The following is a 24,300-nucleotide window of genomic DNA, read 5'->3' as shown; positions in this document are numbered from 1 at the left end:
GCCGGTTGTGGATTTCGTCAAGGCGCTTGTCTGGCGTATCAGACCGCGCATGAACGGAGCGGTCATGGAAGTGGAGGACCAGCGGCCGGCAAGGAGCGCAAGGATTCGATAGTGGTGCGGCCGCGCCCCGGAACCTGGCAGCTTGACGGCAAAGCTGATTGCAGCGGCAGCGAAACTCTGCGAAGTCTCGTCCGTTTGCATAACCCGCTCGATCTGACGACTCCGGACCCGCCAATGCCTTCTGTCTTCGAGACATCGTCCACCGCCACCCCGATCACCTTCGTCACCAGATCGAGCTGGGATCGCGTCGCCGAAACGCTGCCGCCGGTGCAACGGCAGTTCGCGACCGTCAGCAGCTTTGCCGGAAAGCCAGGCAGTTCTCTGGCGCTGCCTGCGCCCGACGGGACGATTGCGCAGGTGCTGTTCGGCCTCGAGGATGAGGGTGCAAGATCGCGCGACCTGTTCCGGCCCGGCGCGCTGCCCGGCCTTCTGCCGCCGGGCACCTATCGCTTCGCCAATGCGCCGCATGACACGCGGCTGGCGGCGCTCGCTTTCACATTGGGATGCTATCGCTTCGCCCGCTACCGCAAGGCTGATCGCCCCGAGGTCCGGCTGGTGCCGCCCGACGACGTCGACCCGGCCGAGATCGAGCGCATTGCTGATGCCACAATGCTCGCGCGCGACCTGATCAACACGCCCTCCAACGACATGGGCCCGGAGGAGCTTGCCGCCGCCGCGCAGGCGCTCGCTACCGAGTTCGGCGCAAGCTTCACCTGCACCATGGGCGAGGAATTGAGGACCGGCTTCCCGCTGATCCATGCTGTCGGCATGGCCTCCAGCCGCGCGCCGCGGCTGATCGACATCGGCTGGGGCGATCCTGAACATCCCAAGGTGACGCTGGTCGGCAAGGGCGTCTGCTTCGACACCGGCGGGCTCGACCTGAAGCCGTCGAGCGGCATGCTGATCATGAAGAAGGACATGGGCGGGGCCGCCAACGTGCTCGCGCTCGCGCGCATGGTGATGGATGCGAAGCTGAAGGTGCGGCTGCGCGTGCTGATTCCGGCGGTGGAGAACGCGGTCGGCGGCAATGCCTTCCGCCCCCTCGACATCTTCACCTCGCGCAAGGGCATTACCGTCGAGATCGGCAATACCGACGCCGAAGGCCGGCTCGTGCTTGCCGACGCGCTGGCGCTCGCCGACGAGGAGAAACCCGACCTGCTGATCGACCTGGGCACCCTGACCGGCGCGGCGCGCGTCGCGCTGGGGCCGGATTTACCACCCTATTACACCAATGATGAGACGCTGGCCGCCGACGTCGCGCGCTGCGCGGTGAAGGAGAACGACCCGCTCTGGCGCATGCCGCTGTGGCCGGCTTACGATTCCTGGCTGGACTCCAAGACGGCGACCATCACCAACGCCCCGTCGGGCGGCTTCGCCGGCTCGATCACCTGCGCGCTGTTCCTGCAGCGCTTCGTCGAGCACGCCAAAAGTTGGCTGCATGTCGACATCTACGGCTGGACGCCATCGGCGAAGCCGGCGCGGCCCGAGGGCGGCGAGTGCCAGGCCGCGCGGGCCATCTACGCACTCTTGAGCGAGCGCTATGCGTGATCCAGGACGCGATCCAAGGCTGACGCCGGCGCGGGGCGACATCGCCGCGAAATACCTTGAAGGCAAGGTGCAGGCTGATCGCTTCGTCACCGGCGAGGAATTCGAGGTGGTCGACGCGATCGCATCGCTGCGCGAGCAGCCGTCCTCAAGCGCGATGCTGATGACGGAGGCTCTGCGCGGTGAGCGCGTCACGGTCTACGACCGCAACGGCGAGGGCTGGGCCTGGGGTCAGCTCGGTGGCGATGGCTATGTCGGCTGGCTGCCGGATGCAGCATTGATGAAGCCGGCGGCTGCACCGACTCACAAGGTAAGTGCACTTCGCACGTTTGCCTTCCCCGGCCCCTCGATCAAGCTGCCGCCTGCGGACACGCTCGTGCTCGGCTCAAGGCTCACGATCGTGCGCGAGGAAGGGGTCTTCTCGGTGACGCGCGAAGGAACGTTCCTGCCGAGGACGCATCTCGCGCCGCTCGACCGGCGCGAGTCTGATTTCGTCGCCGTCGCCGAGCGCTTCGTCGGCACGCCGTACTTGTGGGGCGGCAAGAGCAGCCTCGGGATCGACTGCTCGGGCCTCGTGCAGGTGTCGCTGTCATCGGCAGGCATCGGGTGCCCGCGCGACAGCGACATGCAGCTGGCCGGCCTCGGGCGCGGGCTGGAGCCGGATGAGCGCGGCAGCCTGGTGCGCGGCGACCTGATCTTCTGGAAGGGCCATGTCGCCATCGTCCGCGACGGCAGCACCATGGTTCATGCCAATGCCTATCATATGGCGACGGTCATCGAGCCGATCGAGCCCGCGATCGCGCGGATCAGGCAGGCCGGCAGCGAGGTCGTCGCGATCAAACGGCTCTGACGGGGCGCTACGTCGCCGCCGCCCAGTTCCCGGCCGTCTCCAGCCGGAACGCGGCGGCGAACAGCGCACGCGTATAATCCGTCTTCGGATTCTTGAACAGCTCGGCAGCCTGGCCTTCCTCGACCACCTTGCCGCCGCGCATCACGATGAGATGGCTGGCGAGCGAGGCGACGACGCGCAAATCGTGCGAGATGAACATGTAGGTGAGCTCGCGCTTGCGCTGGAGCTCGCGCAACAGGTCGACCATTTGCGCCTGGAACAGCATGTCGAGCGCGCTGGTCGGCTCGTCCAGCACGACGAAATCAGGCTCGAGCACGATCGCGCGCGCGATGCTGATGCGCTGACGCTGGCCGCCGGAGAATTCGTGCGGATAGCGATAGCGGGTGTCCGGCTGCAGCCCGACGTCCTCGAGCGCTTTGACCACGCGCACCTCGCGCTCCTCGCGCGACAGCTGCGGCTGATGCACGGAGAGACCTTCGGCGATGATGTCGGCGACCGACATGCGCGGGCTGAGCGAGCCGAACGGATCCTGGAACACGATCTGCATGTCGCGTCGGAACGGCCGCATTTCCTTGAAGCGCAGGCCCTGGATGTCCTTGCCCAGAAAGACGATGCGGCCGTCCGAGGAGATCAGCCGCAAGAGCGCGAGGCCCAGCGTCGTCTTGCCCGAGCCGGATTCGCCGACCACGCCGAGCGTCTCACCCTTGCGCACGGCGACGCTGACGCCGTCGACCGCCTTGATGTGGCCGACGGTCTTTCGCATCAGGCCGCGCTTGATCGGAAACCAGACTTTCAGATCATTGGCCGACATCACCACCGGCGCGTTCGGTTGCGGCGGCGCCGGATCGGGTTTCGGCTCCGCCGCGAGCAGGTCGCGGGTGTAGGGATGTTTGGGAGCCTTGAAGACCTGCTCGAGCGGTCCCTGCTCGACGATCACGCCCCCCTTCATGACGCAGACGGTATCGGCGATGCGGCGCACGATGCCGAGATCATGGGTAATGAAGAGCAGGCTCATGCCGAGACGCGAGCGGATCTCGGCGAGCAGCGCCAGGATCTGCGCTTGCACGGTGACGTCCAGCGCCGTGGTCGGTTCGTCCGCAATCAGCAGATCCGGCTCGTTGGCGAGCGCCATCGCGATCATGACGCGCTGGCGCTGGCCGCCGGAGAGCTGGTGCGGATAGCTCTTCAGCCGCGTCTCGGGCTCGGGGATACCGACCTGCGTTAGCAATTCCAGCGTCCGCTTGCGCGCCTGTGCATTGCTGGTGGGGTTGTGCAGCTGGATGATCTCGCCGATCTGCGCCTCGATCGTGTGCAGCGGATTGAGCGAGGTCATCGGCTCCTGGAAGATGATGGAGATGTCGCTGCCTCTGATCTCACGCATCTGCTGCTCGGAGCGGTCGATCAGCTCCTGCCCCTTGAAGCGGATGCTGCCTGAGGGATGCGAGGCATTCGGATAAGGCAAGAGCTTCAGGATCGAAAGCGCGCTGACCGATTTGCCGGAACCGGATTCACCCACCAGCGCGACGCATTCGCCGCGCTTGATCTGGAACGAGACCTTGTCGACCGCGAGCGTGGTGGCGCCGCCCTGGTGGAAGGCCACGGAAAGGTCGCGCACGCTGAGCAGGGGCTGGTTGATCGCGTCCATCGGACTACCTGAACGTCTTGCGCGGATCAAAGGCGTCGCGCACGGCCTCGCCGATGAAGATCAACAGCGACAGCATGATCGCAACCGAGAAGAAGCCGGAGAAGCCAAGCCAGGGTGCCTGCACATTGGACTTGGCCTGCGACAGCAATTCGCCGAGCGAAGGCGATCCCGGCGGCAGGCCGAAGCCCAGGAAATCGAGCGCCGTCAGCGTCATCACCGAGCTGGACACGATGAAGGGCAGGAACGTCATGGTCGCGACCATCGCGTTCGGCAGCAGGTGGCGGAACATGATGACCGGGTTCGAGACGCCGAGCGCCCGCGCGGCCTGAATATACTCGAAATTGCGCCCGCGCAGGAACTCGGCCCGCACCAGACCGACCAGCGAGACCCAGGAGAACAGCAGGAGGATGCCGAGCAGCACGAAGAAGCCGGGCACGAGCACCGAGGACAGGATCAAGAGAAGATAGAGCGAAGGGATCGCGGTCCAGATCTCGATGAAGCGCTGGAAGATCAGGTCAACCCGGCCGCCGAAATACCCCTGCACCGCCCCCGCCGCGATGCCGATGACGGACGAGACGATGGTGAGACAAAGTCCGAACAGCACCGAGATGCGGAAGCCATAGATCAATCGCGCGACCACGTCGCGGCCCTGATCGTCGGTGCCGAGCCAGTTGTATTCGAGGTCGCGGCAGCTCTTCAGCCCCTTCTTCTCCACCACCGGCCGACACTGCTTCTCCGTCAACATCCAGGTCGGCGGCGACGGTGCCGGCGTCGGCAAGTCGAGATTGTGAGTATCGTAGGAATAGCGGATCAGGGGCCAGACGATTGTGCCGTTCTTGTCCTTGATGAGCTTCTGCAAATAGGGATCGCGATAGTCGGCCGCGGTTTCGAAGTCACCGCCGAAGGCCGTCTCCGAATAGGTCACGAAGGCGGGCCAATAGAGCCGGCCATCGAACTTGATCAGGAAGGGCCGATCATTGGCGATCAGCTCGGCGAACAGCGAGATCACGAACAGGCTGATGAAAATCCAGAACGACCAGTAGCCGCGCCGGTTGGCCTTGAAGTTCTGCCACCGTCGCCTGTTGAGCGGCGAAGGCGCGAACGGCTTGCGCGTGATCGGCACCGAACCGCCCAGAGGCGATTTCGCCGTGGTTTCGATCGGCGTCCTTGGGGCGGCCAGCGTCATCAGACCTCCCGCGCCTCGAAATCGATCCGGGGGTCGATCCACATATAGGTCAGGTCGGAGATCAGGTTGATCACGAGACCGACCAGCGAAAAGATGTAAAGCGTACCGAACACCACGGGATAGTCGCGGTTGAGCACGCTCTCGAAGCTGAGCAGCCCCAGCCCGTCCAGCGAGAAGATGGTCTCGATCAGGAGCGAGCCGGAAAAGAAGGCGTGGATGAAGGTCCCGGGGAAGCCGGCGATCACGATCAACATCGCATTGCGGAAGACATGGCCGTACAGCACCCGGTTCTCGCTGCACCCCTTGGCGCGCGCGGTCATGACGTATTGCTTGCGGATCTCGTCCAGGAACGAGTTCTTGGTCAGGAACGTCATGGTGGTGAAGGCGCCGAGACCCATGGCGATCAGCGGCAGCGTCAGATGCCAGAAGTAATCGACGATCTTCCAGTACCAGGGAAAGTCCGACCACCCGTCTGACGTCAGCCCGCGCAGCGGAAACCAGTTGAAGAACGAGCCGCCGGCGAACAGGATGATGAGAAGGATCGCAAACAGAAAGCCCGGAATGGCATAGCCCAGCACGAGAACGGTCGAGGTCCAGGTGTCAAGGCGGGTGCCGTCCTTCATCGCCTTGCGGATGCCGAGCGGGATCGAGATCAGATAGGTGATCAGCGTCAGCCAGATCCCGAGCGAGATCGAGACCGGCAGCTTCTCCTTGATGAGCTGGATCACGCTGACATCGCGAAAATAGCTCTTGCCGAAATCGAAACGGGCGAAATTCCAGACCATCAGCGCGAAGCGTTCCGGTGCCGGCTTGTCGAAGCCGAACTGCGCTTCCAGCTTCTTGATGAAATCAGGATCAAGGCCCTGCGCACCGCGATATTTCGAGTTGATGGCATCGCCTCCGGCGCCGACCTGCCCCGGCGCGCGCTGCGCGAAATCGCTGCCGCCGGAAATGCGCGAGGTGCCCCCGGTGTCGGCCCCCGAGAGCTGGGCGATGACGCGCTCGACCGGGCCTCCGGGCGCGAACTGCACAACGACGAAAGACACAAAGAGGATTCCCAGCAGCGTCGGGATCATCAGGAGGATGCGGCGGGCGATATAGGCGCTCATGGCTATTTCGCCTGCTCGAGCTTGGCCGCCTTGGCAGGCTCATGCCACCAGATATCGGGCGCACCGACGCCGTTGGCATAGCGCGGCAGCTTCGGCGGATGACCAAACTGATCCCAATAAGCCAGCCGGTGCGTCTTGTTATACCATTGCGGCACCCAATAGCGGCCGGCGCGGAACAGGCGATCGAAAGCGCGGCAGGCGACGGTCAGTTCCTCGCGGCTGTCAGCCGCCATGATCTTCTCGATCATGGCGTCGATCGCCGGATTGGCGATGCCCGCCAAATTGTAAGAGCCCTTGGTATTCGCAACCTGAGACGAGAAGAACGAGCGCATGGCGTCTCCCGGCGTCGCCGACATGCTGAAGCGCTGGATCGTCATGTCGAAATCGAAATCATCCTGACGCGCCCGGTATTGTACCGCGTCGACGAGGCGCACATTGGCTTCGATGCCGAGCGTCGCGAGATTCTTGATGTAGGGTGCATGGTGCGGCTGGAAGGAGGGCTCGTCCAACAGGAACTCGATCCTGAACACCTCGCCGTTCGGCAGTATCCGTTTGCCGTCCTTGATCGCCACACCGGCCTCGGTCAGCAATTGCTGCGCCTTGCGCAGCAGGCTCCGGTCCTGCCCGGATCCGTCCGTGACCGGCGGCGTGAACGGTGCCGTGAAGACGTCGTCCGGAACCTTGCCGCGAAACGGCTCGAGCAGCTTCAGCTCTTCCGGCGAAGGCGGCGCATCGCCCGCCATGAGGTCCGAGTTCTGGAAAGGCGACACCGTGCGGGCATAGGCGCCGTACATGATCGTCTTGTTGGTCCACTCGAAATCGAAAGCGTTGATCAAGGCCTCGCGCACGCGCGGGTCCTTGAATTTCTCGCGCCTTGTATTGATGAACCAACCTTGCGCACCGGACGGCGTATCGTCGGGCACGACCTCCATCTTGACGCGGCCATCCTTCACGGCCGGGAAATCATAGCGTGTCGCCCAGAGGCGCGAGGTGAACTCCTCGCGATAGAGATAGCTCTTGCCGGTGAAGCCTTCAAAGGCGACATCGCGGTCGCGATAGAACTCGTAGCGCACGACGTCGAAATTGTAGCTTCCGCGGCAAGGCGGCAGATCGGCGGCCCACCAGTCCTTCACGCGCTCGAACTCGATGTAGCGATTGACCTCGAACCTGCCGACCTTGTACGGACCGGAGCCGAGCGGAATATCCAGCGTCGATTCATCGAACGGCCGGGACGCATAGTACGCTTTCGAAAAGATCGGCAGCCCGGCAACATAGAGTGGAACGTCGCGGGCGCGTCCCTTGGCAAAGGTGACGACGAGCGTCGCATCATCGATGGCTTCCGCGCTCACGAAGTCACGCATCTGCACGATGATCAGAGGGTGGCCCTTGGCCTTCAAAGTCGTCAGCGAAAACGCCGCATCATGCGCAGTGAGCTTCGTGCCATCGTGGAATTTCGCCTCCGGCCGCATCGTATAGCGATAGACCAGCTTATCCGGCGATATCTGCACGGACTTGGCGGCAAGACCGTACATCGCGTCCGGCTCGTCGCTTGCGCGCAGCATCAGCGGCGAAAACGTCATGTCCATGCCTTGCGCGCCGTCGCCCTTCAGAATGAAGGCGTTCAGCGAATTGAAAGTCTGGTAGGACTGGTTGTAGGCGCGCACGGAGGGGATCAGCGAGAACGTCCCGCCTTTAGGCGCCGCCGGATTGACGTAGTCGAAATGGCGGAAATCGGCGGGATATTTGAGATCCCCGAACGCCGAGATGCCGTGCGTCTCGGTCGCGGTTTCCGATGCACGCGCGCTGCGCAACGGCGCACCAATGGACGCCCCGAGGGTGCCGCCAACGCCCAGGGCCAGCACATGGCGGCGTGACATCTGCGTCATGCGGGAAACATCCTTCACGACTTCTTTACGATCCGTGCCGCCTTGTCTGCGTCGTACCACCAGATGAACGGGAAGCCGGACTGACCGTATCGTGGCAATTCCGCCGGACGGCCGAAGCGATCCCAGCGCGCGGTGCGCACCTTGTTATAGGTCCATTGCGGTACGACGTAGTGATTCCACAGCAGCACGCGATCGAGCGCCTTGGTCGCGGCGACGAGATCATCGCGATCGGTGGCATAGATCACCCGCTCGATCAGCTTGTCGATCGCCGGATTCTTGATACCGGCAATGTTGCGCGAGCCGGGGATGTCGGCCGTCTTGGACGACCAGAACTCGCGCTGCTCATTGCCCGGCGACTGCGACTCGCCCCATGAATTGGTGACGATGTCGAAATCCCACTCGCGCGTCCTGTTCTCGTATTGGGTCGGATCGATCGTCCGCACGCTCACGGCAATGCCGAGTCGCTCCAGCGAAGGCTTGTAGAACAGCGTGATCCGCTCGAAGCTCGGATCCGAATTCAGCAGTTCCAGCGAAAACTGGGTGCCGGTCTTGACGTCGACCAGCTTGCGCTCCCGCACCTCGTAGCCAGCCTCTTTGAACAGGCGCAGCGCCTCGCGAAGATTCTCGCGCACCGCTTCCGGACTGCCGCCGACGGGATTGGTATACGCCGTGGTGAAGACTTCGGGCGGGACCTGAGCGCGGACCGTCTCGAGGATCTCGAGCTCCTTCCCTTGCGGCAGCCCGGTTGCCATCAGGTCTTCGATGCCATCGAAATAGCTGCTGATGCGCTTGTACTGGCCGTAGAAGATCTGCTTGTTCATCTCCTCGAAGTCGAACGCGTAGTTGAGCGCACGGCGCACGCGCGGGTCGCTGAACTTGGCGCGGCGCAGGTTCGGCACGAAGGCCTGCATCACGCCCGAGCTGCGATTGACGAATTCCTCGAGGATCACCCGCTTATCCGTCACGGCCGGGAAGTCGTAGGCGGTTGCCCAGTTCTTCGCGCTGTTCTCGGTGCGCCAATCGACCTGGTCGGCCTTGAACGCCTCGATCGCGACGGTGGCGTCTCGGAAATATTCGTAGCGCAGCTCGTCGAAATTGTTGCGGCCAACATTCGCAGGAAGGTCGCGGCCCCAATAATCCTTGACGCGCTCCAGTGCGATCGATCGTCCCGCGACGAACTCCTTGACCCTGTAGGGACCTGAACCGAGCGGCACTTCCAGCGTGGTGGCGGAGACGTCGCGTTTGCGTCCCTGTGCGTCCGTCCCTTCCCACCAATGCTTCGGCAAGACGGTGAGCTGCCCGACGATCTGCGGCAGTTCGCGGTTGCCAGGGGCATCGAAGATGAACTTGACGTCCCGTTCACCGACCTTCTCGGCCTTCACCACATGGCTGTAATAGGCCGAGTACATCGGATGATGCTTCTTGAAGGATTCGAGCGAGAAGATCACGTCCTCTGCAGTAACTGGTTTGCCGTCGTGCCACTTGGCCTGCGGCCGCAAGCGATAGATGACGAAGGAGAAGTCGTCCGGATGGCTGACGGCTTCGGCCAATGCGCCGTATTCGGTCGAGACCTCGTCAAGCGAGGGTGTCATGAGGGATTCATAGATGAAGGCAACGGCACCGGCGACCTGCCCCTTCACACCCGAGACCACGATGTTGAAATTATCGAACGTGCCAACCGCGATCTGGCGCGCGATGCCGCCCTTGGGGGCGTCCGGATTGACGTAGTCGAAGCGCTTGAAGTCGGCGGGGTACTTGACCTTGCCAAATAGCGACAGCGCGTGGCGCCAGGGAAGCTCACTGGGAGATTGGGCGTGCGCTGGGCCGATGGCGGGAACGCCCGCGACGGAACCAAGGACGGGAAGCGCTGCGGCAGCAGTGCCGGTGAGCAGGAGATCGCGTCGGGTAATGGCCAAATCAACATCCCTGTCTTGAAGGAGGCTACTCCTTTAAGTGCCGAATATAGGCGAGGTTTCGACCGAATACGCGTTGCTTTTTCCTCATCTTGGAGGGCCGGATGGCCGATCCGATGCGGCCAAACGCCCCGATCACGTCCCGCGAGGTGTGGATAAGGAAACGGCCAAGCTTTTCAGCCTGGCCGCCATCCAGATGGGTTTTTCGCGCCCTACTTCGACGCCGTAGGCAACGGCTGAGGATGCTCCGACATCGAGTTCAGATAGGCAATGATATCGGCGCGCTCGGAATCCTTGGCAATGCCGGCAAAGCCCATCGCGGTACCGGGAATGAAGCCCTTGGGATTGGCGAGGAACTTGTTGAGGTCGTCGAAGGTCCAGTTGCCGCCCTTGGCCTTCATGGCAGCCGAGAAGTTGAAGCCACCATGGCCCTGGCCCTTGGGCTCGCCGACAACGCCGAAGAGGTTCGGACCAACCCGATTCGGGCCGCCCTTCTCGAAGGTGTGGCAGGCGCCGCACTTCTTGGCGGCGGCCGCGCCCTTCTCGACGGAGGCGGTCTGGAGCAGCTTCTCGATCGGCTCGGACGGCGCGGCCGCTGCGCCGCCTTCCTTGCCGGGACCGGCCTCCTGCTTCACTGCGATCTCGAAACCCGGTTTTTCCGGCATCTTCGGCGAGAACAGCGCCTGGGCGGTGAAGCTCGTCACCAGCAGAACGAGGCAGGTGCCGAACACGGCACCGAGAATCTTGTTGAGTTCGAAAGAGTCCATTTCCGGCCAGGCCCCACCGCAAGAAGGAAATAGCGGCTCAAGCGGCCGCCAGGACGAGCCTCGGGAGAATCAAGCGTTCCTGATTGTTTCCCCGAGTTTTGCCATTGAGATATCGGTTTGCCCGGGGTCTGGCAACCCGTATAAGCGACCCGGCTTTCAGACCGTTCCCGCGCCATTTCCCTGCGTGGAAAACGCCCCGTTTCCAGGCTCTTAACCCGATGATCGATCCCCGCATCCTGGTGTTGATCCCGGCCCGCATGGCCGCTACCCGCCTGCCCGGCAAGCCGCTCGCCGATATCGCGGGATTACCGATGATCGTGCATGTGCTGCGCCGCGCAGAGGCCGCTGCAATCGGCCGGGTCGCGGTCGCAACGGACACCGCGGAGATCGCCTCCGTGGTCACCGCGCATGGCGGCGAGGCGGTGATGACCCGCACCGACCACCCCTCAGGCTCCGATCGCATCCACGAGGCGATGCAGAAGCTCGATCCCGAAGGCAAAGCGGAGATCGTGGTCAATCTCCAGGGGGATTTCCCAACCATCACGGTCGACAATATCCGCGAGGTGTTGCCCCCCCTGCAAGACTCGGCCGTGGACATCGCGACCCTGGCCTCGCAGATCCACACCGAGGAGGAGGACCTTGCTCCGAGTGTGGTGAAGGCCATCGGAACCTCGGTCGGCGGCAGGCGGATGCGCGCACTCTATTTTACCCGCGCGACCGCACCGACGGGGGACGGACCGCGTTACCACCATATCGGCCTCTATGCCTATCGCCGTGCTGCGCTTGAGCGCTACGTCTCACTTCCGCCGTCTCCCCTGGAGTTGCAGGAGAAGCTCGAGCAGCTCCGCGCGCTGGAGGCCGGAATGCGCATCGATTTCACCATCGTCGATACCGTCCCCCGCGGGGTCGATACGCCGGCGGACCTGGAAACCGCCCGCAGCATCCTTTCCAATTCCTGAGCCGCTGTTACAAGGCCGATCATGAGCAAGATGAAGATCGCATTCCAGGGCGAATCCGGAGCCAATTCCCACATCGCCATCGTGGAGGCCTATCCCGAGGCCGAGCCGATGCCCTGCGCCACCTTCGAGGACGCGCTGTCGGCGATCTCGTCGGGCGAGGCCGATCTCGGCATGATCCCGATCGAGAATTCGGTCGCAGGCCGCGTTGCGGACATCCACCACCTCCTGCCGGCCTCCGGCCTCTACATCATCGGCGAATGGTTTTTGCCGGTCCGGCATCAGCTGATGGCGGTAAAGGGCACCAAGCTCGAAGACATCAGGAGCGTCGAGAGCCATGTGCATGCGCTCGGCCAGTGCCGGCGCATCATCCGCAAGCTCGGTATCAAGCCGATCGTGCACGCCGACACCGCCGGCAGCGCTCGTGACATCTCCGAGCGCAAGGACAAGACGGTGGCCGCCATCGCCTCGCGCCTCGCCGCCAAGATCTACGGTCTCGACATCCTCGCCGAGGACATCGAGGACGAAGCCCACAACACCACGCGCTTCGTGGTGCTGGCGCGCGAGCCGAAATGGGCCACCCAAGGCTCCAGCCCGCTGGTCACGACGTTCGTCTTCCGGGTGCGCAATCTGCCGGCCGCGCTCTACAAGGCGCTCGGCGGTTTCGCCACCAACGGCGTCAACATGACCAAGCTCGAAAGCTACATGGTCGACGGCAATTTCTTCGCCACGCAGTTCTACGCCGACGTCGAGGGTCATCCCGAGGACAAGGGCCTCGCTTTTGCGATCGAGGAGCTGAAATTCTTCTCGCGCGAATTCCGCATCGTCGGCGTGTATCCGGGCCATCCGTTCCGCGCGACGTTCAGCGAGACGCAGGACTGATTGCGTGTCCCGGACGCGCGAAGCGCGAGCCGGGATCGAGAAGCCGCAAGCCCCGGAGAGCGATGGACCTCGACTCGGCAGCGCGCCGGCGAAGGGGAGCTGCGTCGCGTCCGGAGCGGGAGGAGCCCCTCTAAGCCGCGCTCTTGGCGGCCCCAAAGGCCTCCGCGAGCAGCGAGTAGGACTTCTTCCGCGCCTCATGGTCATACACGGCCGTGATCACCATGAGCTCGTCCGGCTTGCTTGCGAAAATCAGCGGCTGTAGCTTCTTCTGCACCGTCGCAGGGCTGCCGACGAAGAGGCGCGAGCGGTTGCGCAGGATCGAGGCGCGCTCGGAATCCGTATATGGATAGGCCATCGCCTCCTCCACGCTGGGCAGGGGAAGATACTGCCCGCGGTCACGACGAAGGCGGTTGAGGTCGAAGGAAGAGGCGAGTCTTTCTGCCTCCTCGTCGGTATCCGCCGCAATGACGGCGACCGCAAGAATGGCATGCGGAGTCGCACGCCAGGCTGAGGGCTGAAAACGATTGCGGTAATGCACCATCGCATCGATCGCGTCGTGGGACGCGAAATGATGGGCGAAGGCGAAGCCCATGCCGACCTGGGCGGCCAGCTCGGAGGAATAGTCGCTGGAGCCGAGCAGCCAGATCGGCGGCAGTTTTGTATCGTCGGGCATCGCGACGACGGTGTTGTAGGGATGGCCCGCCGGGAATTCGCGGGTCTCCCACAAGATCAACTCGTGCAGCCGCTCCAGGAAATCGTCACCCTCGCGGCGATCAAGCCGGCTGCGCAGCGCGTAAGCCGTGGCGCCATCGGTGCCCGGGGCGCGACCGAGACCGAGATCGATCCGGCCGGGAAACAGCGCCTCCAGCATCTTGAAGCGCTCGGCAACCACAAGCGGGGCGTGGTTGGGCAGCATGACCCCGCCGGAGCCGACGCGCAGGTGCTTCGTCACCGCCGCGATCTGCCCGATCATGACATCGGGCGCGGGGCTCGCGACCGAGGCGAGGTTGTGATGCTCGGCCAGCCAGTAGCGGACATAGCCGAGCCCATCGACATGGCGCGCCAGATCGATGCTGTTGCGCAGCGCCGCAGCGGGCTTGGTGCCGGTGGTGACGACCGAGAGGTCGAGGACTGAGAGCGGAATCATGGCGCGTTAACGTAATGAAGGCCCGCGCGGCGGCAATGGGCAGCCTGCGCAGGCCTGACGTGTATGAACCTGCGAGCAATGCTGAAGACCTCAGTTGGGACAATCGATTCAGAAAAGCAATCTGATTATTCTGCCCACTTCGAAACCAGAAGCCAAGGATCTCGAAATCTCGGGCATTTAAGTTACTCTGCTATCGAACACCCTTCCCACTCCCGCTTCATCAACCAACTCAGACCGTTTAAATAACGCCATAGTGGGCAATTTCCCATCTTCGATGGGCTGTCGGCGATTCTTCCTTTGCCGTATCTTAGGCTCTCCAAGGTAGACCCCGGCCGCCGCCTGAATGGAGTGAGTGGTGCCATGACTGACGTGACGACGCCTGTGACAGCCAACGGGCACCTGAAGCGGCCTGCGATCTCCTTCGAATTCTTTCCGCCCAAGACCGAGGAGATGGAGCGCAATCTCTGGGAGACCATCAACCGGCTGGCTCCGCTCGAGCCGAAATTCGTCTCCGTGACCTACGGCGCCGGCGGCTCCACCCGCGAGCGCACCCATTCCACCATCGCCCGCATCCTCAAGGAGACCGCGCTGCTGCCGGCCGCGCATCTGACCTGCGTCGGCGCCGCACGCGGAGAGATCGACGAGATCGTCGACCGCTATCACGAGGTCGGCGTCCGCCACATCGTGGCCTTGCGCGGTGATCCCGTCGGCGGCATTGGCACGCCCTATTCAAGCCATCCCGACGGCTACCAGAGCTCGGCCGAGCTCGTCGCCGGAATCAAGAAGCGGCATGGCGACATCGAAATCTCCGTTTCCGCATATCCCGAGAAGCATCCCGAGGCGCGCGACTTCGACGCCGACATCGACACGCTGAAGGCCAAGGTCGATGCCGGCGCGACCCGTGCCATCACGCAGGTGTTCTTCGATAACGACCTCTACTTCCGCTATCTCGACCGCGTCCGCGCCCGCGGCATCGACATCCCCATCGTGCCGGGCATCATGCCCATGCACAACTTCAAGCAGGCACGCAATTTCGTCACCCGCGCCGGCACCACCGTGCCGGACTGGTTCGCCGCGAAGTTCGAGGGCCTCGACGACGACGCCGAGACGCGCAAGCTGGTGGCCGCGACCGTGGCGGCCGGCCAGGTGCAGAAGCTCGCCAAGCACGGCGTCGACACCTTCCATTTCTACACCATGAACCGCGCCGATCTCGTGTTCGCGATCAGCCATTTGCTCGGCATTCGCGCCAAGAGCGCCCAGAAGGCTGCGTAACAGAAAAATGACCGTAACCACTTCGCCCAAGCGAACCGCCCTCCTCGCTGCCGCCCGCGAGCGCATTCTCGTGCTCGACGGCGCCATGGGCACGATGATCCAGAACCTCCAGCTTGACGAAGCTGCCTTCCGCGGCGAGCGCTTCAAGAACTTCCACCGCGATCTCCGCGGCAACAACGACCTGTTGATCCTGACCCAGCCGCAGGCGATCGAGGACATCCACGCCGCCTATCTGCGTGCCGGCGCCGACATCGTCGCGACCAACACCTTCTCCACGACCTCGATCGCGCAGGCCGATTACGATCTCACCGACATCGTCTACGAGATGGCGCGCGAAGGCGCCCGCCTCGCCGGCAATGCCGCGCGGCGCGTCGAGGCGGAAGACGGCAAGCCGCGCTTCGTCGCCGGTGCCATCGGGCCCACCAACCGCACCGCATCGATCTCGCCCGACGTTTCCAATCCCGGCTATCGCGCCGTCACCTTCGACGACCTACGCAAATCCTATGGCGAGCAGATCCGCGGCCTGATCGACGGCGGCGTCGATCTGCTGCTGGTCGAGACCATCTTCGATACGCTCAACGCCAAGGCGGCGCTCTATGCGATCGCCGAGATCACCGAGGAGCTCGGCATCGACATGCCTGTGATGGTCTCCGGCACCATCACCGACAAGTCCGGCCGCCTGCTCTCGGGCCAGATGCCGGAGGCGTTCTGGAATTCGGTGCGGCACGCCAAGCCCATCACCATCGGCTTCAACTGCGCGCTCGGCGCCGAGGACCTGCGTGCCCATATTGCCGACATCGGCCGTGTCGCCGACACGCTGGTGTGCGCCTATCCGAACGCCGGCCTGCCCAACGAGTTCGGCCAGTATGACGAGACGCCCGAATATATGGCGCGCCTGATCGCCGAGTTCGCCTGCGACGGCCTCGTCAATATCGTCGGCGGCTGCTGCGGCACCACCCCGGACCATATCGCGGCGATCGCGGCTGCGGTCGCCCCGCACAAGCCGCGCATGGTGCCGGAAATCGAGCCACGCCTGCGGCTCTCCGGCCTCGAGCCCTTCGTGCTGACGGATGCGATCCCTTTCGTCAATGTCGGCGAGCGCACCAACGTCACCGGCTCGGCCCGCTTCCGCAAGCTGATCACATCAGGCGATTACACCGCCGCGCTGCAGGTCGCGCGCGAACAAGTCGAGAACGGCGCGCAGATCATCGACGTCAACATGGACGAGGGGCTGCTCGACTCGGAAGCGGCGATGGTGACCTTCCTCAACCTCGTGGCCGCCGAGCCCGACATCGCCCGCGTCCCCGTCATGGTCGATTCCTCCAAATTCTCCGTGATCGAGGCCGGCCTGAAATGCGTGCAGGGCAAACCGGTCGTCAACTCGATCTCGATGAAGGAAGGCGAGGAGAAGTTCATCCTTGAGGCCAAGATCGCCCGGCGCCACGGCGCCGCGGTCGTGGTGATGGCGTTCGACGAGGTCGGCCAGGCCGACACGTTCGCGCGCAAGACCGAGATCTGCAAGCGCGCCTACGACATCCTGGTGAACAAGGTCGGCTTCCCGCCCGAGGACATCATCTTCGATCCCAACATCTTCGCGATCGCGACCGGCATCGAGGAGCACAACAATTACGGCGTCGACTTCATCGAGGCCACACGCTGGATCCGGCAGAACCTGCCGGGCGCGCATGTCTCCGGCGGCGTCTCGAACCTGTCGTTCTCGTTCCGCGGCAACGAGCCGGTGCGCGAGGCCATGCACTCGGTGTTCCTGTATCACGCCATCAAGGCCGGCATGGACATGGGCATCGTCAATGCCGGGCAGATGATCGTCTATGACGACATCGACCCCGAGCTGCGGCAGACCTGCGAGGACGTCGTCCTCAACCGCGATCCCGGCGCATCCGAGCGCCTGCTCGCGCTCGCGGAGAAATTCCGCGGCAAGAAGACGGAAAGCAAGGAAGCAGATCTCGCCTGGCGCGAATGGCCGGTGGAGAAGCGGCTGTCGCATTCGCTGGTGCACGGCATCACCGAGTTCATCGAGCAGGACACCGAGGAAGCCCGCAAGAAGTCCTCGCGCCCGCTCGACGTGATCGAGGGACCGCTGATGGCCGGCATGAACGTCGTCGGCGATCTCTTCGGCGACGGCAAGATGTTCCTGCCGCAGGTGGTGAAGTCCGCCCGTGTCATGAAGCAGGCGGTCGCTTACCTCATGCCGTTCATGGAGGAGGAGAAGGCGCGCAACCTCGCGAACGGCATCGGCACGGAGGGCTCCTCGTCCGCGGGCAAGATCGTGCTCGCGACGGTCAAGGGCGACGTCCACGACATCGGCAAGAACATCGTCGGCATCGTGCTCCAGTGCAACAATTTCGAGGTCATCGACCTCGGCGTGATGGTGCCCGCGGCAAAGATCGTCGAGACCGTGAAGGCAGAGAAGGCCGACATCGTCGGGCTGTCGGGCCTGATCACGCCCTCGCTGGACGAGATGGCGTTCTTCGCCGGCGAGCTGCAGCGCGAGGGCCTGAAGCTGCCGCTCCTGATCGGCGGCGCCACCACCAGCCGCGTGCATACCGCCGTCAAGATCGACCCGAGCTATCGCGCCGGACCGGTCGTGCACGTCAACGACGCCAGCCGCGCCGTCGGCGTTGCCTCCGCGCTGCTCTCGCCGGAGAAGCGCGAGGCCTATGCCGCCGAGGTGCGCGCCGAATACGCCAAGATCTCGGAAGCGCATCTGCGCGCGCAGGCCGACAAGAAGCGTCTGAAGCTGGCCGACGCCCGCGCCAACCGGGTGCCGGTCGACTTCGCCAAGAGCAAGCCGGTGAAGCCGACCTTCCTCGGCATCAGGAGCTTCGACGAGTACGATCTCGCCGAGCTCGTGCCGTATATCGACTGGACGCCGTTCTTCCAGACCTGGGAGCTCGCGGGACGCTTCCCCGCCATCCTCGATGACGCCAAGGTCGGCGAGGTCGCGCGCTCGCTCTATGACGATGCGCGCAAGATGCTCGACACCATCGTCAGGGAGAAATGGTTCCGGGCGCGTGCGACGATCGGCTTCTGGCCGGCCAATGCGCAAGGCGACGACATCGTGCTCTATGCCGACGAGAGCCGGACCAGGCCGATTGCGACGCTGCACACGCTGCGCCAGCAGTTGGAGAAGCGCGAGGGCCGCTTCAACGCCGCGCTCTCCGACTTCATCGCGCCCGCCGGCATTCCCGACTATATCGGCGGCTTCGTCGTCACGGCCGGGATCGGCGAGGATGCCGTGGCCGACCGCTTCAGAAGCGCCAATGACGACTATTCCTCGATCCTGTGCAAGGCGCTCGCCGACCGCCTCGCCGAGGCGTTCGCCGAACGCATGCATGCCCGCGTGCGCCGCGAGTTCTGGGCCTACGCGCCGGACGAGGCGCTCTCGAGCGAAGAGCTGATCCTGGAGAAGTACCAAGGCATCCGCCCCGCGCCCGGCTATCCCGCGCAGCCTGATCACACCGAGAAGGCAACGCTGTTCGAGCTGCTCGATGCCGAGACCACGGCCGGCGTGAAGCTGACCGAGAGCTTTGCGATGTGGCCGGGCTCGTCCGTCTCCGGGCTCTATTTCGCCAGCCCCGAGAGCTATTATTTCGGCGTCGGCAAGATCGAGCGCGACCAGGTCGAGGACTACGCCGCGCGCAAGGGCATGAGCATTGCGGAAGCCGAGCGCTGGCTGGCCCCGGTGCTGAACTACATCCCCTCGCAACAGGACAAGGCCTTCGCGGCAACGCCTGCGAATGACGAGCCGTCAAACGACCTCGCCTCGCATCCGCCGGGCTGCACCTGCGCGGTGCACCTCGTCTGGCAGAAGAAGCGCGCCGGGGTGGGATAGGCGCGCCGAAACTCAAAGCTCGAAAACAACCCCATGCACAGTAGCGATGGGGTTGAAAAGGCCGGACAATTTCGGCCTTGCCGAAAAACGCGTTGCGGCGTCGGGCAAAACAGGGGTAGTATTGCATCATCGGGCTGCCACACGCGGTGACACAAAGGCGGCGGATGTACCCTCCCACATGCACGATGCCCATCCTCCCCTGGAGGGGGAGGAACGGTTCGTGTGCAGCGAAGCGGAATGCGGACCGAGGTGGGGTGACGGTCTCTCCGCGGAGCGCTGCCCGTGTGGAGAGATCACCCCACCCGCTCGCGCTTCGCGCGATCGACCCAGGGGAGGGTAAGAGCCCTCATCCCTTCGGCGGCGCCAGCGGCTGCACGATCTCCTGGAACGGGGCCAATGCCTCGCAACGTTCGGCATGTGCCGCAAGCGCGGGATAACGTGCCGCGTCGAACAGCTGCGGATGCGCCTCGCGGGTGAAGCGGACGACGCAGGCGACCGCGACGTCGGCATGGCCGATGCGGCCGCCCAGCCAATACGGCGTCGTCACCCCCGCGCGCTCGGCTTCCAGCACCGCGAGCACATCCGCGATCTGCGCCTGACACCGCTCGACCCACAGCGCGAGCTGCTCCTTCCGCAGCACGCGCTCGTAGAGCAGGCTCACCGCCTTGTCGCCGAGGCCGGAGGCGAGCGCGCAGATGCGCAAGTGTCTGCGTCGATCGGCGCCGCCGCGCGGCAGCATCGCCTGGTCGGGACCAACGAGCTCGTCGAGATAATCGAGGATGATCGTGCTCTCGATCAGCGCCTCGCCGTCGTCGAGCACCAGCGTCGGCACGCGGCGCAGCGGGTTATAGGGCGCGATCTTGTCGGCATCGCCGAAGGTCGACCACGGCCTGTGCTCGAAGGAGATGCCGTAAAGCTTCAGCGCGATCGCGACGCGGCGGACGAAGGGGGAATCATATTGGCCGATCAGGAACATGGTTCTCGCTCTTCTCAGTCGTTGGACGAGGCAGGCCGATCAGTCTCCACGACCAGCTCGTCGCGGCGCAACAAGAATCTCGGAAATGGAGCATTGCACCGGCTGCAACGACGCGCGACGGCCTGACGCGCGACACGCTCAAAGGCCGTCCTGGATCGAGCGCTTGATGGCTGCGATGGCGGTCTCGTTGCGCTTGTACATCGTCCACTGCTTGATCCGCTTGGCGCGCACCAGCTTGGCTGATGTCAGCACCCGCATATGCTCGCTCACCGTCGGGGCGCTGACGCCCAGCTTTTCGGCAATCAGCAAGCCGCAAACGCCGTCCTCGACCAGGTCGCCATCGGCCTGCTCGCGAAAATGCTTCCGCGGATCCCGCAGCCATTCCAGGATCTGCAGGCGGCGTTCGTTGGCGAGCGCGCGCAAGGCAACGGCAAATTTCATTTAGCCATTTTGCTAATTACCTAATTGATGTCAACGTTTCCTTGCGGTATCCTGGACGGCATCATGACAGCGACAATGGACATCACGCGGGAGCGGATTGCGGCGACCGAAGCCCTCATCCGTCCGCATATCAGGCGCACGCCGCTGCTTCGGGCCGATCTCTCCGATTTCGGCCTGCCGGCCGCACCCGTCACTTTCAAGCTCGAGATGCTGCAGCATTCCGGATCGTTCAAGGCGCGCGGCGCCTTCGCCAACCTGCTGCTGCGGCAGGTGCCGCAGGCCGGTGTCGTCGCCGCATCCGGCGGCAATCACGGCGCGGCTGTCGCCTATGCGGCGCAGCGACTCGGCATTCCCGCCACGATCTTCGTGCCCGACATCACCTCGCCGGCCAAGGCCGAGCGGATCAGGACCTACGGCGCAAAGCTCGTGATCGCGGGCAGCCGCTACGCCGATGCGCTCGCCGCGAGCGAGGCGCACGTCGCGCAGACCGGTGCGCTGGCCGTCCATGCCTACGATCAGGCCGAAACCCTGCTCGGCCAGGGCAGCGTCGGGTTGGAGCTGGAGCAGGACGCGCCCCGCATCGACACGCTGCTGGTGGCGGTCGGCGGCGGCGGGCTGATCGGCGGCATTGCGGCGTGGTACGCCGGCAGGACACGCATCGTCGCGGTCGAGCCGGAGCAATCGCCAACCCTGCACGCCGCGTTCGAGGCCGGCGCGCCGGTCGATGCGCCGGCCGGCGGTCTCGCCGCCGACAGCCTTGCGCCGCGGCGCGTCGGAGGACTGATGTTTCCGCTCGCGCGCGCCCATGTCGAGCGCGTCGTTCTGGTCAGCGACGATGCGATCCGGCAGGCCCAGGCCGCGCTGTGGTCGCACTTGCGCCTCGTGGCCGAACCCGGCGGCGCAGCCGCCTTCGCCGCGGTGCTCTCCGGCCGCTATCGTCCCTCACCCACCGAGCGCGTCGCGGTTCTGGTCTGCGGCGCCAACACCAATGCGGTGCATTTCGATAGTTGATTGGGAATGGCTTAAAGGCACCACGCGGACTGATCCTGAAGTTTGGCCGCACCGCGCATCGGATCGGCGGAAGGAGGACGGCACCTCACGTGTCATTGCGAGCCAGCGGGTCCGCGCAGGTGCGGGACCGATGACAGGCTCCGCGAAGCGATCCAGAATCTTTCCGCAGAGACAGCCTGGATTGCTTCGTCGCAAGAGCTCCTCGCAATGACGGCGGAAAGAGAGACGCACATCACTCGATGATCGGCACATGCCGCGCCGCGTCCCGCGGCACGGTGCCGTCGAGGCGCGGGTCGTCGGCGATCTCGATCTGGCGGCGGAACGCGCGGAAGCCGGAGCGCTGATAGAACGCGACGGCGGAAGGATGGTCGAGCGTGCAGGTGTGGACCCAGACGCGGCGGACGTCGCGTGACCACGCAATCTCCAGCGCGCGGTTCATCAGGAAGCGGGCGGCGCCGGTGCCGATCAAGGGGGCGGTGACGCCGAAATAGGTCAGCTCGCACTGGCCGGGCTGGCGGAAGTCCAGCTCCAGCAGGCCTTCGTCGCGACCGTCGAGGACGAGGGCGTAGACCTCGATTCCAGGCGCGTGGATGATCGCAGCGAGCTCGGCGTCAGTCATGCGGGCGCGCGAGAACCACAGCCAGTCCTCGCCGACGCGGCGGAAGATGTCGCGGTACCAGGGAAGCGCGGGCCTATCGACCTTGCGCAGGGTCCAGGTGCCGGGGGGATCGTCGCGGCGCGGAGGGGGCGCGGTCATCTCCAGATGAGTGACGATTGCGGCGATCTTGCCGGCGGGGACGTCGGAATAGCCGTCGGGGAGGATCATGGTCCGTTGCTTCCTTTCGCAATGAGAAAGTGGGCGACGCCGTAAGAAACGACAGCGGCGCCACACTCCGTCATTGCGAGCGAAGCGAAGCAATCCAGAGTCTTTCCGCGGAGGTAGTCTGGATTGCTTCGTCGCAAGAGCTCCTCGCAATGACGACGGAGGCAGTTGCGCGCGCATCGCGACAGCGGTCCCGGATTGCGCTGCGCTCCATCCTGGCTACGACATTTGCCCCTACCCCTCCCCCTCGTCGCTCGCCAGCACGCCTTTCACCGCCCTCGCCCAGCCCGCGAGCTTCCGCTCCCTCGTCGCCTTGCTCATGTTCGGCTTGAAGCGGTGCTCGAGGCGCCAGTTGTCGGCGAACCTGGTCGGCTCGGGATAGACGCCGGCATTGAGGCCGGCGAGATAGGCGGCGCCCAACGCCGTGGTTTCCTGGATGACGGGGCGATCGACCGGCGCATCGAGCAGATCGGCGAGGCGCTGCATGGTCCAGTCGGAGGCGGTCATGCCGCCGTCGACGCGGAGCACGACGCTGGCGGTTTCCGAGCTCGGCCAGTCCGCGCGCATCGCGGCCCAGAGGTCGTAGGTCTGGTAGCAGACGCTTTCCAGCGCGGCATGGGCGAGCTCGGCGGGGCCGGTGTTGCGGGTGAGGCCGAACAGCGCGCCGCGCACGCGCGGATTCCAATAGGGCGCGCCCATGCCGACGAAGGCCGGGACGAGATAGACGCTCTGCATGGAATCGGACTGGTCGGCGAGAGGTCCGGTCTCGGCGGCGTGCTTGATGATGCCGAGGCCGTCGCGCAGCCATTGCACCGCCGATCCTGCCACGAAGATCGAGCCTTCCAGCGCGTAGGTGCGCTTGCCGTCGAGCTGATAGGCGACGGTGGTGAGCAGCTTGTTCTTCGACACGACCGGCGTGGTGCCGGTGTTGAGCAACGCGAAGCAGCCGGTGCCGTAGGTGGACTTCATCATGCCCGGGCGGAAGCAGGCCTGGCCGATGGTGGCGGCCTGCTGGTCGCCGGCGATGCCGGAGATGGCGATCGGGCCGCCGAACAGGTCGGGCGTGCTCTCGCCGAAGCGCGCGGAGGAATCCTTCACCTCGGGCAGCATCGAGCGCGGCACGCCGATGATCTCCAGCAGCTCGTCGTCCCACTGGCCGGTGTGGATGTTGAACAGCAGCGTGCGCGAGGCATTGGTGGCGTCGGTGGCGTGCACCTTGCCGCCGGTGAGGCGCCAGAGCAGGTAGCAATCGACGGTGCCGAACATCAATTCGCCGCGCGCGGCGCGCGCGCGGGCGCCGGGCACGTGGTCGAGGATCCATGCGACTTTCGTTCCGGAGAAATAGGGATCGATGATCAGGCCGGTCTTCTGCGAGATCACGGGCTCGCGGCCGTCGGCTTTCAGCCTGGCGCAGATGTCGGCGGTGCGGCGGTCCTGCCAGACGATGGCGCGGTGCACGGCCTGGCCGGTGGCGCGGTCCCACACCACGGTGGTCTCGCGCTGATTGGTGATGCCGATCGCGGCGATGTCCTTTGCGCCGATGCCGGCCTGCGCGATGGCCTCCCGGCAGACCATCACGGTCGAGGTCCAGATGTCCTCGGGCTCGTGCTCGACCCAGCCCGAAGCGGGGAAATGCTGCGGGAACTCGGCTTGCGCCTTCGCCGCGATGGAAATGTCGCCGCGAAACACGATGGCGCGCGAGGAGGTGGTGCCCTGGTCGATGGCGAGGACGAAAGACATGGCAGGGTCCCTTGGCGTGTTTCCGGAAAGGTCGTTATGTCGGGCAGAGAAAACGGGATTGCGTTCGACAGGTCAAGGCGGACTGCCTCTTAACCCTCCCCGGAGGGGGAGGGTCGGCTCGCATGGAGCGCTGATCTTCCCCCGATAAAGTGGACGGGTTAAGCGGCTTTTAGCTCCATCTCGATCGGGGGGATATATCCGAGTGCGGAATGGAGCCTTGTCCGGTTATAGAATCCTT

Annotated in this window: 18 protein-coding genes; 7 read left to right on the top strand and 11 right to left on the bottom strand. The window is 64.6% G+C overall.

Annotation, left to right across the window (positions count from 1 at the left end):
• Positions 1 to 234: 234 nt before the first annotated feature.
• Together ASG57_RS22895 and ASG57_RS22890 are read left to right on the top strand one after the other, a co-directional pair.
• Positions 235 to 1,608 carry a leucyl aminopeptidase family protein gene (locus ASG57_RS22895; protein WP_024340555.1) on the top strand — a complete coding sequence of 458 codons (1,374 nt, stop codon included), beginning with the start codon at positions 235 to 237 and terminating at the stop codon, positions 1,606 to 1,608.
• Positions 1,601 to 2,455 (top strand): C40 family peptidase, encoded by an 855-nt coding sequence (locus ASG57_RS22890; protein WP_024340556.1) that lies wholly within the window; start codon positions 1,601 to 1,603, stop codon positions 2,453 to 2,455. Before ASG57_RS22895 ends, ASG57_RS22890 begins: the two co-directional genes overlap by 8 nt.
• Before the next feature lie 7 nt (positions 2,456 to 2,462).
• On the opposite strand, the gene ASG57_RS22885 is transcribed toward ASG57_RS22890, so the two are convergent.
• The 6 genes from ASG57_RS22885 to ASG57_RS22860 form a co-directional block, all read right to left on the bottom strand.
• Positions 2,463 to 4,100, bottom strand: a complete 1,638-nt coding sequence (locus tag ASG57_RS22885) for an ABC transporter ATP-binding protein (RefSeq protein WP_024340557.1) — start codon at positions 4,098 to 4,100, stop codon at positions 2,463 to 2,465.
• Between the two features lie 4 nt (positions 4,101 to 4,104).
• A complete protein-coding gene (locus ASG57_RS22880) occupies positions 4,105 to 5,286 on the bottom strand; it encodes an ABC transporter permease (RefSeq protein ID WP_024340558.1) in 1,182 nt (393 codons plus the stop codon).
• Positions 5,286 to 6,395 (bottom strand): microcin C ABC transporter permease YejB, encoded by a 1,110-nt coding sequence (locus ASG57_RS22875; protein WP_024340559.1) that lies wholly within the window; start codon positions 6,393 to 6,395, stop codon positions 5,286 to 5,288. The genes ASG57_RS22880 and ASG57_RS22875 overlap by 1 nt, the downstream gene beginning before the upstream one ends.
• Before the next feature lie 2 nt (positions 6,396 to 6,397).
• Positions 6,398 to 8,281: an extracellular solute-binding protein gene (locus ASG57_RS22870; protein WP_024340560.1), complete on the bottom strand. Its 1,884-nt coding sequence runs from the start codon at positions 8,279 to 8,281 to the stop codon at positions 6,398 to 6,400.
• A 14-nt stretch (positions 8,282 to 8,295) separates the two neighbouring features.
• On the bottom strand, positions 8,296 to 10,197 hold the full coding sequence (locus ASG57_RS22865; RefSeq protein WP_024340561.1) for an extracellular solute-binding protein: 1,902 nt from the start codon (positions 10,195 to 10,197) through the stop codon (positions 8,296 to 8,298).
• A 209-nt stretch (positions 10,198 to 10,406) separates the two neighbouring features.
• The gene (locus tag ASG57_RS22860) at positions 10,407 to 10,961 is read right to left on the bottom strand and encodes a c-type cytochrome (protein WP_024340562.1); all 555 of its coding nucleotides are present in this window, start codon (positions 10,959 to 10,961) and stop codon (positions 10,407 to 10,409) included.
• A 218-nt stretch (positions 10,962 to 11,179) separates the two neighbouring features.
• On the opposite strand from ASG57_RS22860, the gene ASG57_RS22855 reads away from it, so the two are divergent.
• Positions 11,180 to 11,920: a 3-deoxy-manno-octulosonate cytidylyltransferase gene (locus tag ASG57_RS22855; protein WP_024340563.1), complete on the top strand. Its 741-nt coding sequence runs from the start codon at positions 11,180 to 11,182 to the stop codon at positions 11,918 to 11,920.
• Between the two features lie 21 nt (positions 11,921 to 11,941).
• Positions 11,942 to 12,799, top strand: coding sequence for a prephenate dehydratase (locus tag ASG57_RS22850; RefSeq protein ID WP_024340564.1), 858 nt, complete (start codon positions 11,942 to 11,944; stop codon positions 12,797 to 12,799).
• A gap of 130 nt (positions 12,800 to 12,929) precedes the next feature.
• On the opposite strand, the gene ASG57_RS22845 is transcribed toward ASG57_RS22850, so the two are convergent.
• A complete protein-coding gene (locus tag ASG57_RS22845; protein ID WP_024340565.1) occupies positions 12,930 to 13,946 on the bottom strand; it encodes an LLM class flavin-dependent oxidoreductase in 1,017 nt (338 codons plus the stop codon).
• 360 nt (positions 13,947 to 14,306) lie between these two features.
• Here ASG57_RS22845 and metF point away from each other — a divergent pair, with 360 nt between their 5' ends.
• Together metF and metH are read left to right on the top strand one after the other, a co-directional pair.
• Positions 14,307 to 15,218, top strand: a complete 912-nt coding sequence (gene metF / locus ASG57_RS22840; RefSeq protein ID WP_024340566.1) for a methylenetetrahydrofolate reductase [NAD(P)H] — start codon at positions 14,307 to 14,309, stop codon at positions 15,216 to 15,218.
• Positions 15,219 to 15,225: 7 nt separating this feature from the next.
• Positions 15,226 to 19,071, top strand: coding sequence for a methionine synthase (metH, locus tag ASG57_RS22835; RefSeq protein ID WP_024340567.1), 3,846 nt, complete (start codon positions 15,226 to 15,228; stop codon positions 19,069 to 19,071).
• 346 nt (positions 19,072 to 19,417) lie between these two features.
• Here the strand turns inward: metH and ASG57_RS22830 are convergent, their stop codons facing one another.
• Entirely contained in the window at positions 19,418 to 20,047 is a 630-nt protein-coding gene (locus ASG57_RS22830; protein WP_024340568.1) for a glutathione S-transferase family protein, read from the bottom strand.
• Between the two features lie 138 nt (positions 20,048 to 20,185).
• Entirely contained in the window at positions 20,186 to 20,488 is a 303-nt protein-coding gene (locus ASG57_RS22825) for an ArsR/SmtB family transcription factor (RefSeq protein ID WP_024340569.1), read from the bottom strand.
• Between the two features lie 27 nt (positions 20,489 to 20,515).
• Between ASG57_RS22825 and ASG57_RS22820 the strand changes: the two genes are divergently transcribed.
• Entirely contained in the window at positions 20,516 to 21,499 is a 984-nt protein-coding gene (locus ASG57_RS22820; protein WP_080654895.1) for a threonine/serine dehydratase, read from the top strand.
• Positions 21,500 to 21,731: 232 nt separating this feature from the next.
• Here the strand turns inward: ASG57_RS22820 and ASG57_RS22815 are convergent, their stop codons facing one another.
• Positions 21,732 to 22,325, bottom strand: a complete 594-nt coding sequence (locus ASG57_RS22815) for a GNAT family N-acetyltransferase (RefSeq protein WP_024340571.1) — start codon at positions 22,323 to 22,325, stop codon at positions 21,732 to 21,734.
• Between the two features lie 231 nt (positions 22,326 to 22,556).
• Positions 22,557 to 24,062, bottom strand: coding sequence for a glycerol kinase GlpK (gene glpK / locus ASG57_RS22810; protein ID WP_024340572.1), 1,506 nt, complete (start codon positions 24,060 to 24,062; stop codon positions 22,557 to 22,559).
• Positions 24,063 to 24,300 lie beyond the last annotated feature (238 nt).

This window comes from Bradyrhizobium sp. Leaf396, from assembly GCF_001424605.1.
Classification (GTDB): Bacteria; Pseudomonadota; Alphaproteobacteria; order Rhizobiales; family Xanthobacteraceae; genus Bradyrhizobium; species Bradyrhizobium japonicum_C.
The sequence above is the reverse complement of the archived record's forward strand: the minus strand, read 5'-3'. Positions and strand labels throughout refer to the sequence as shown.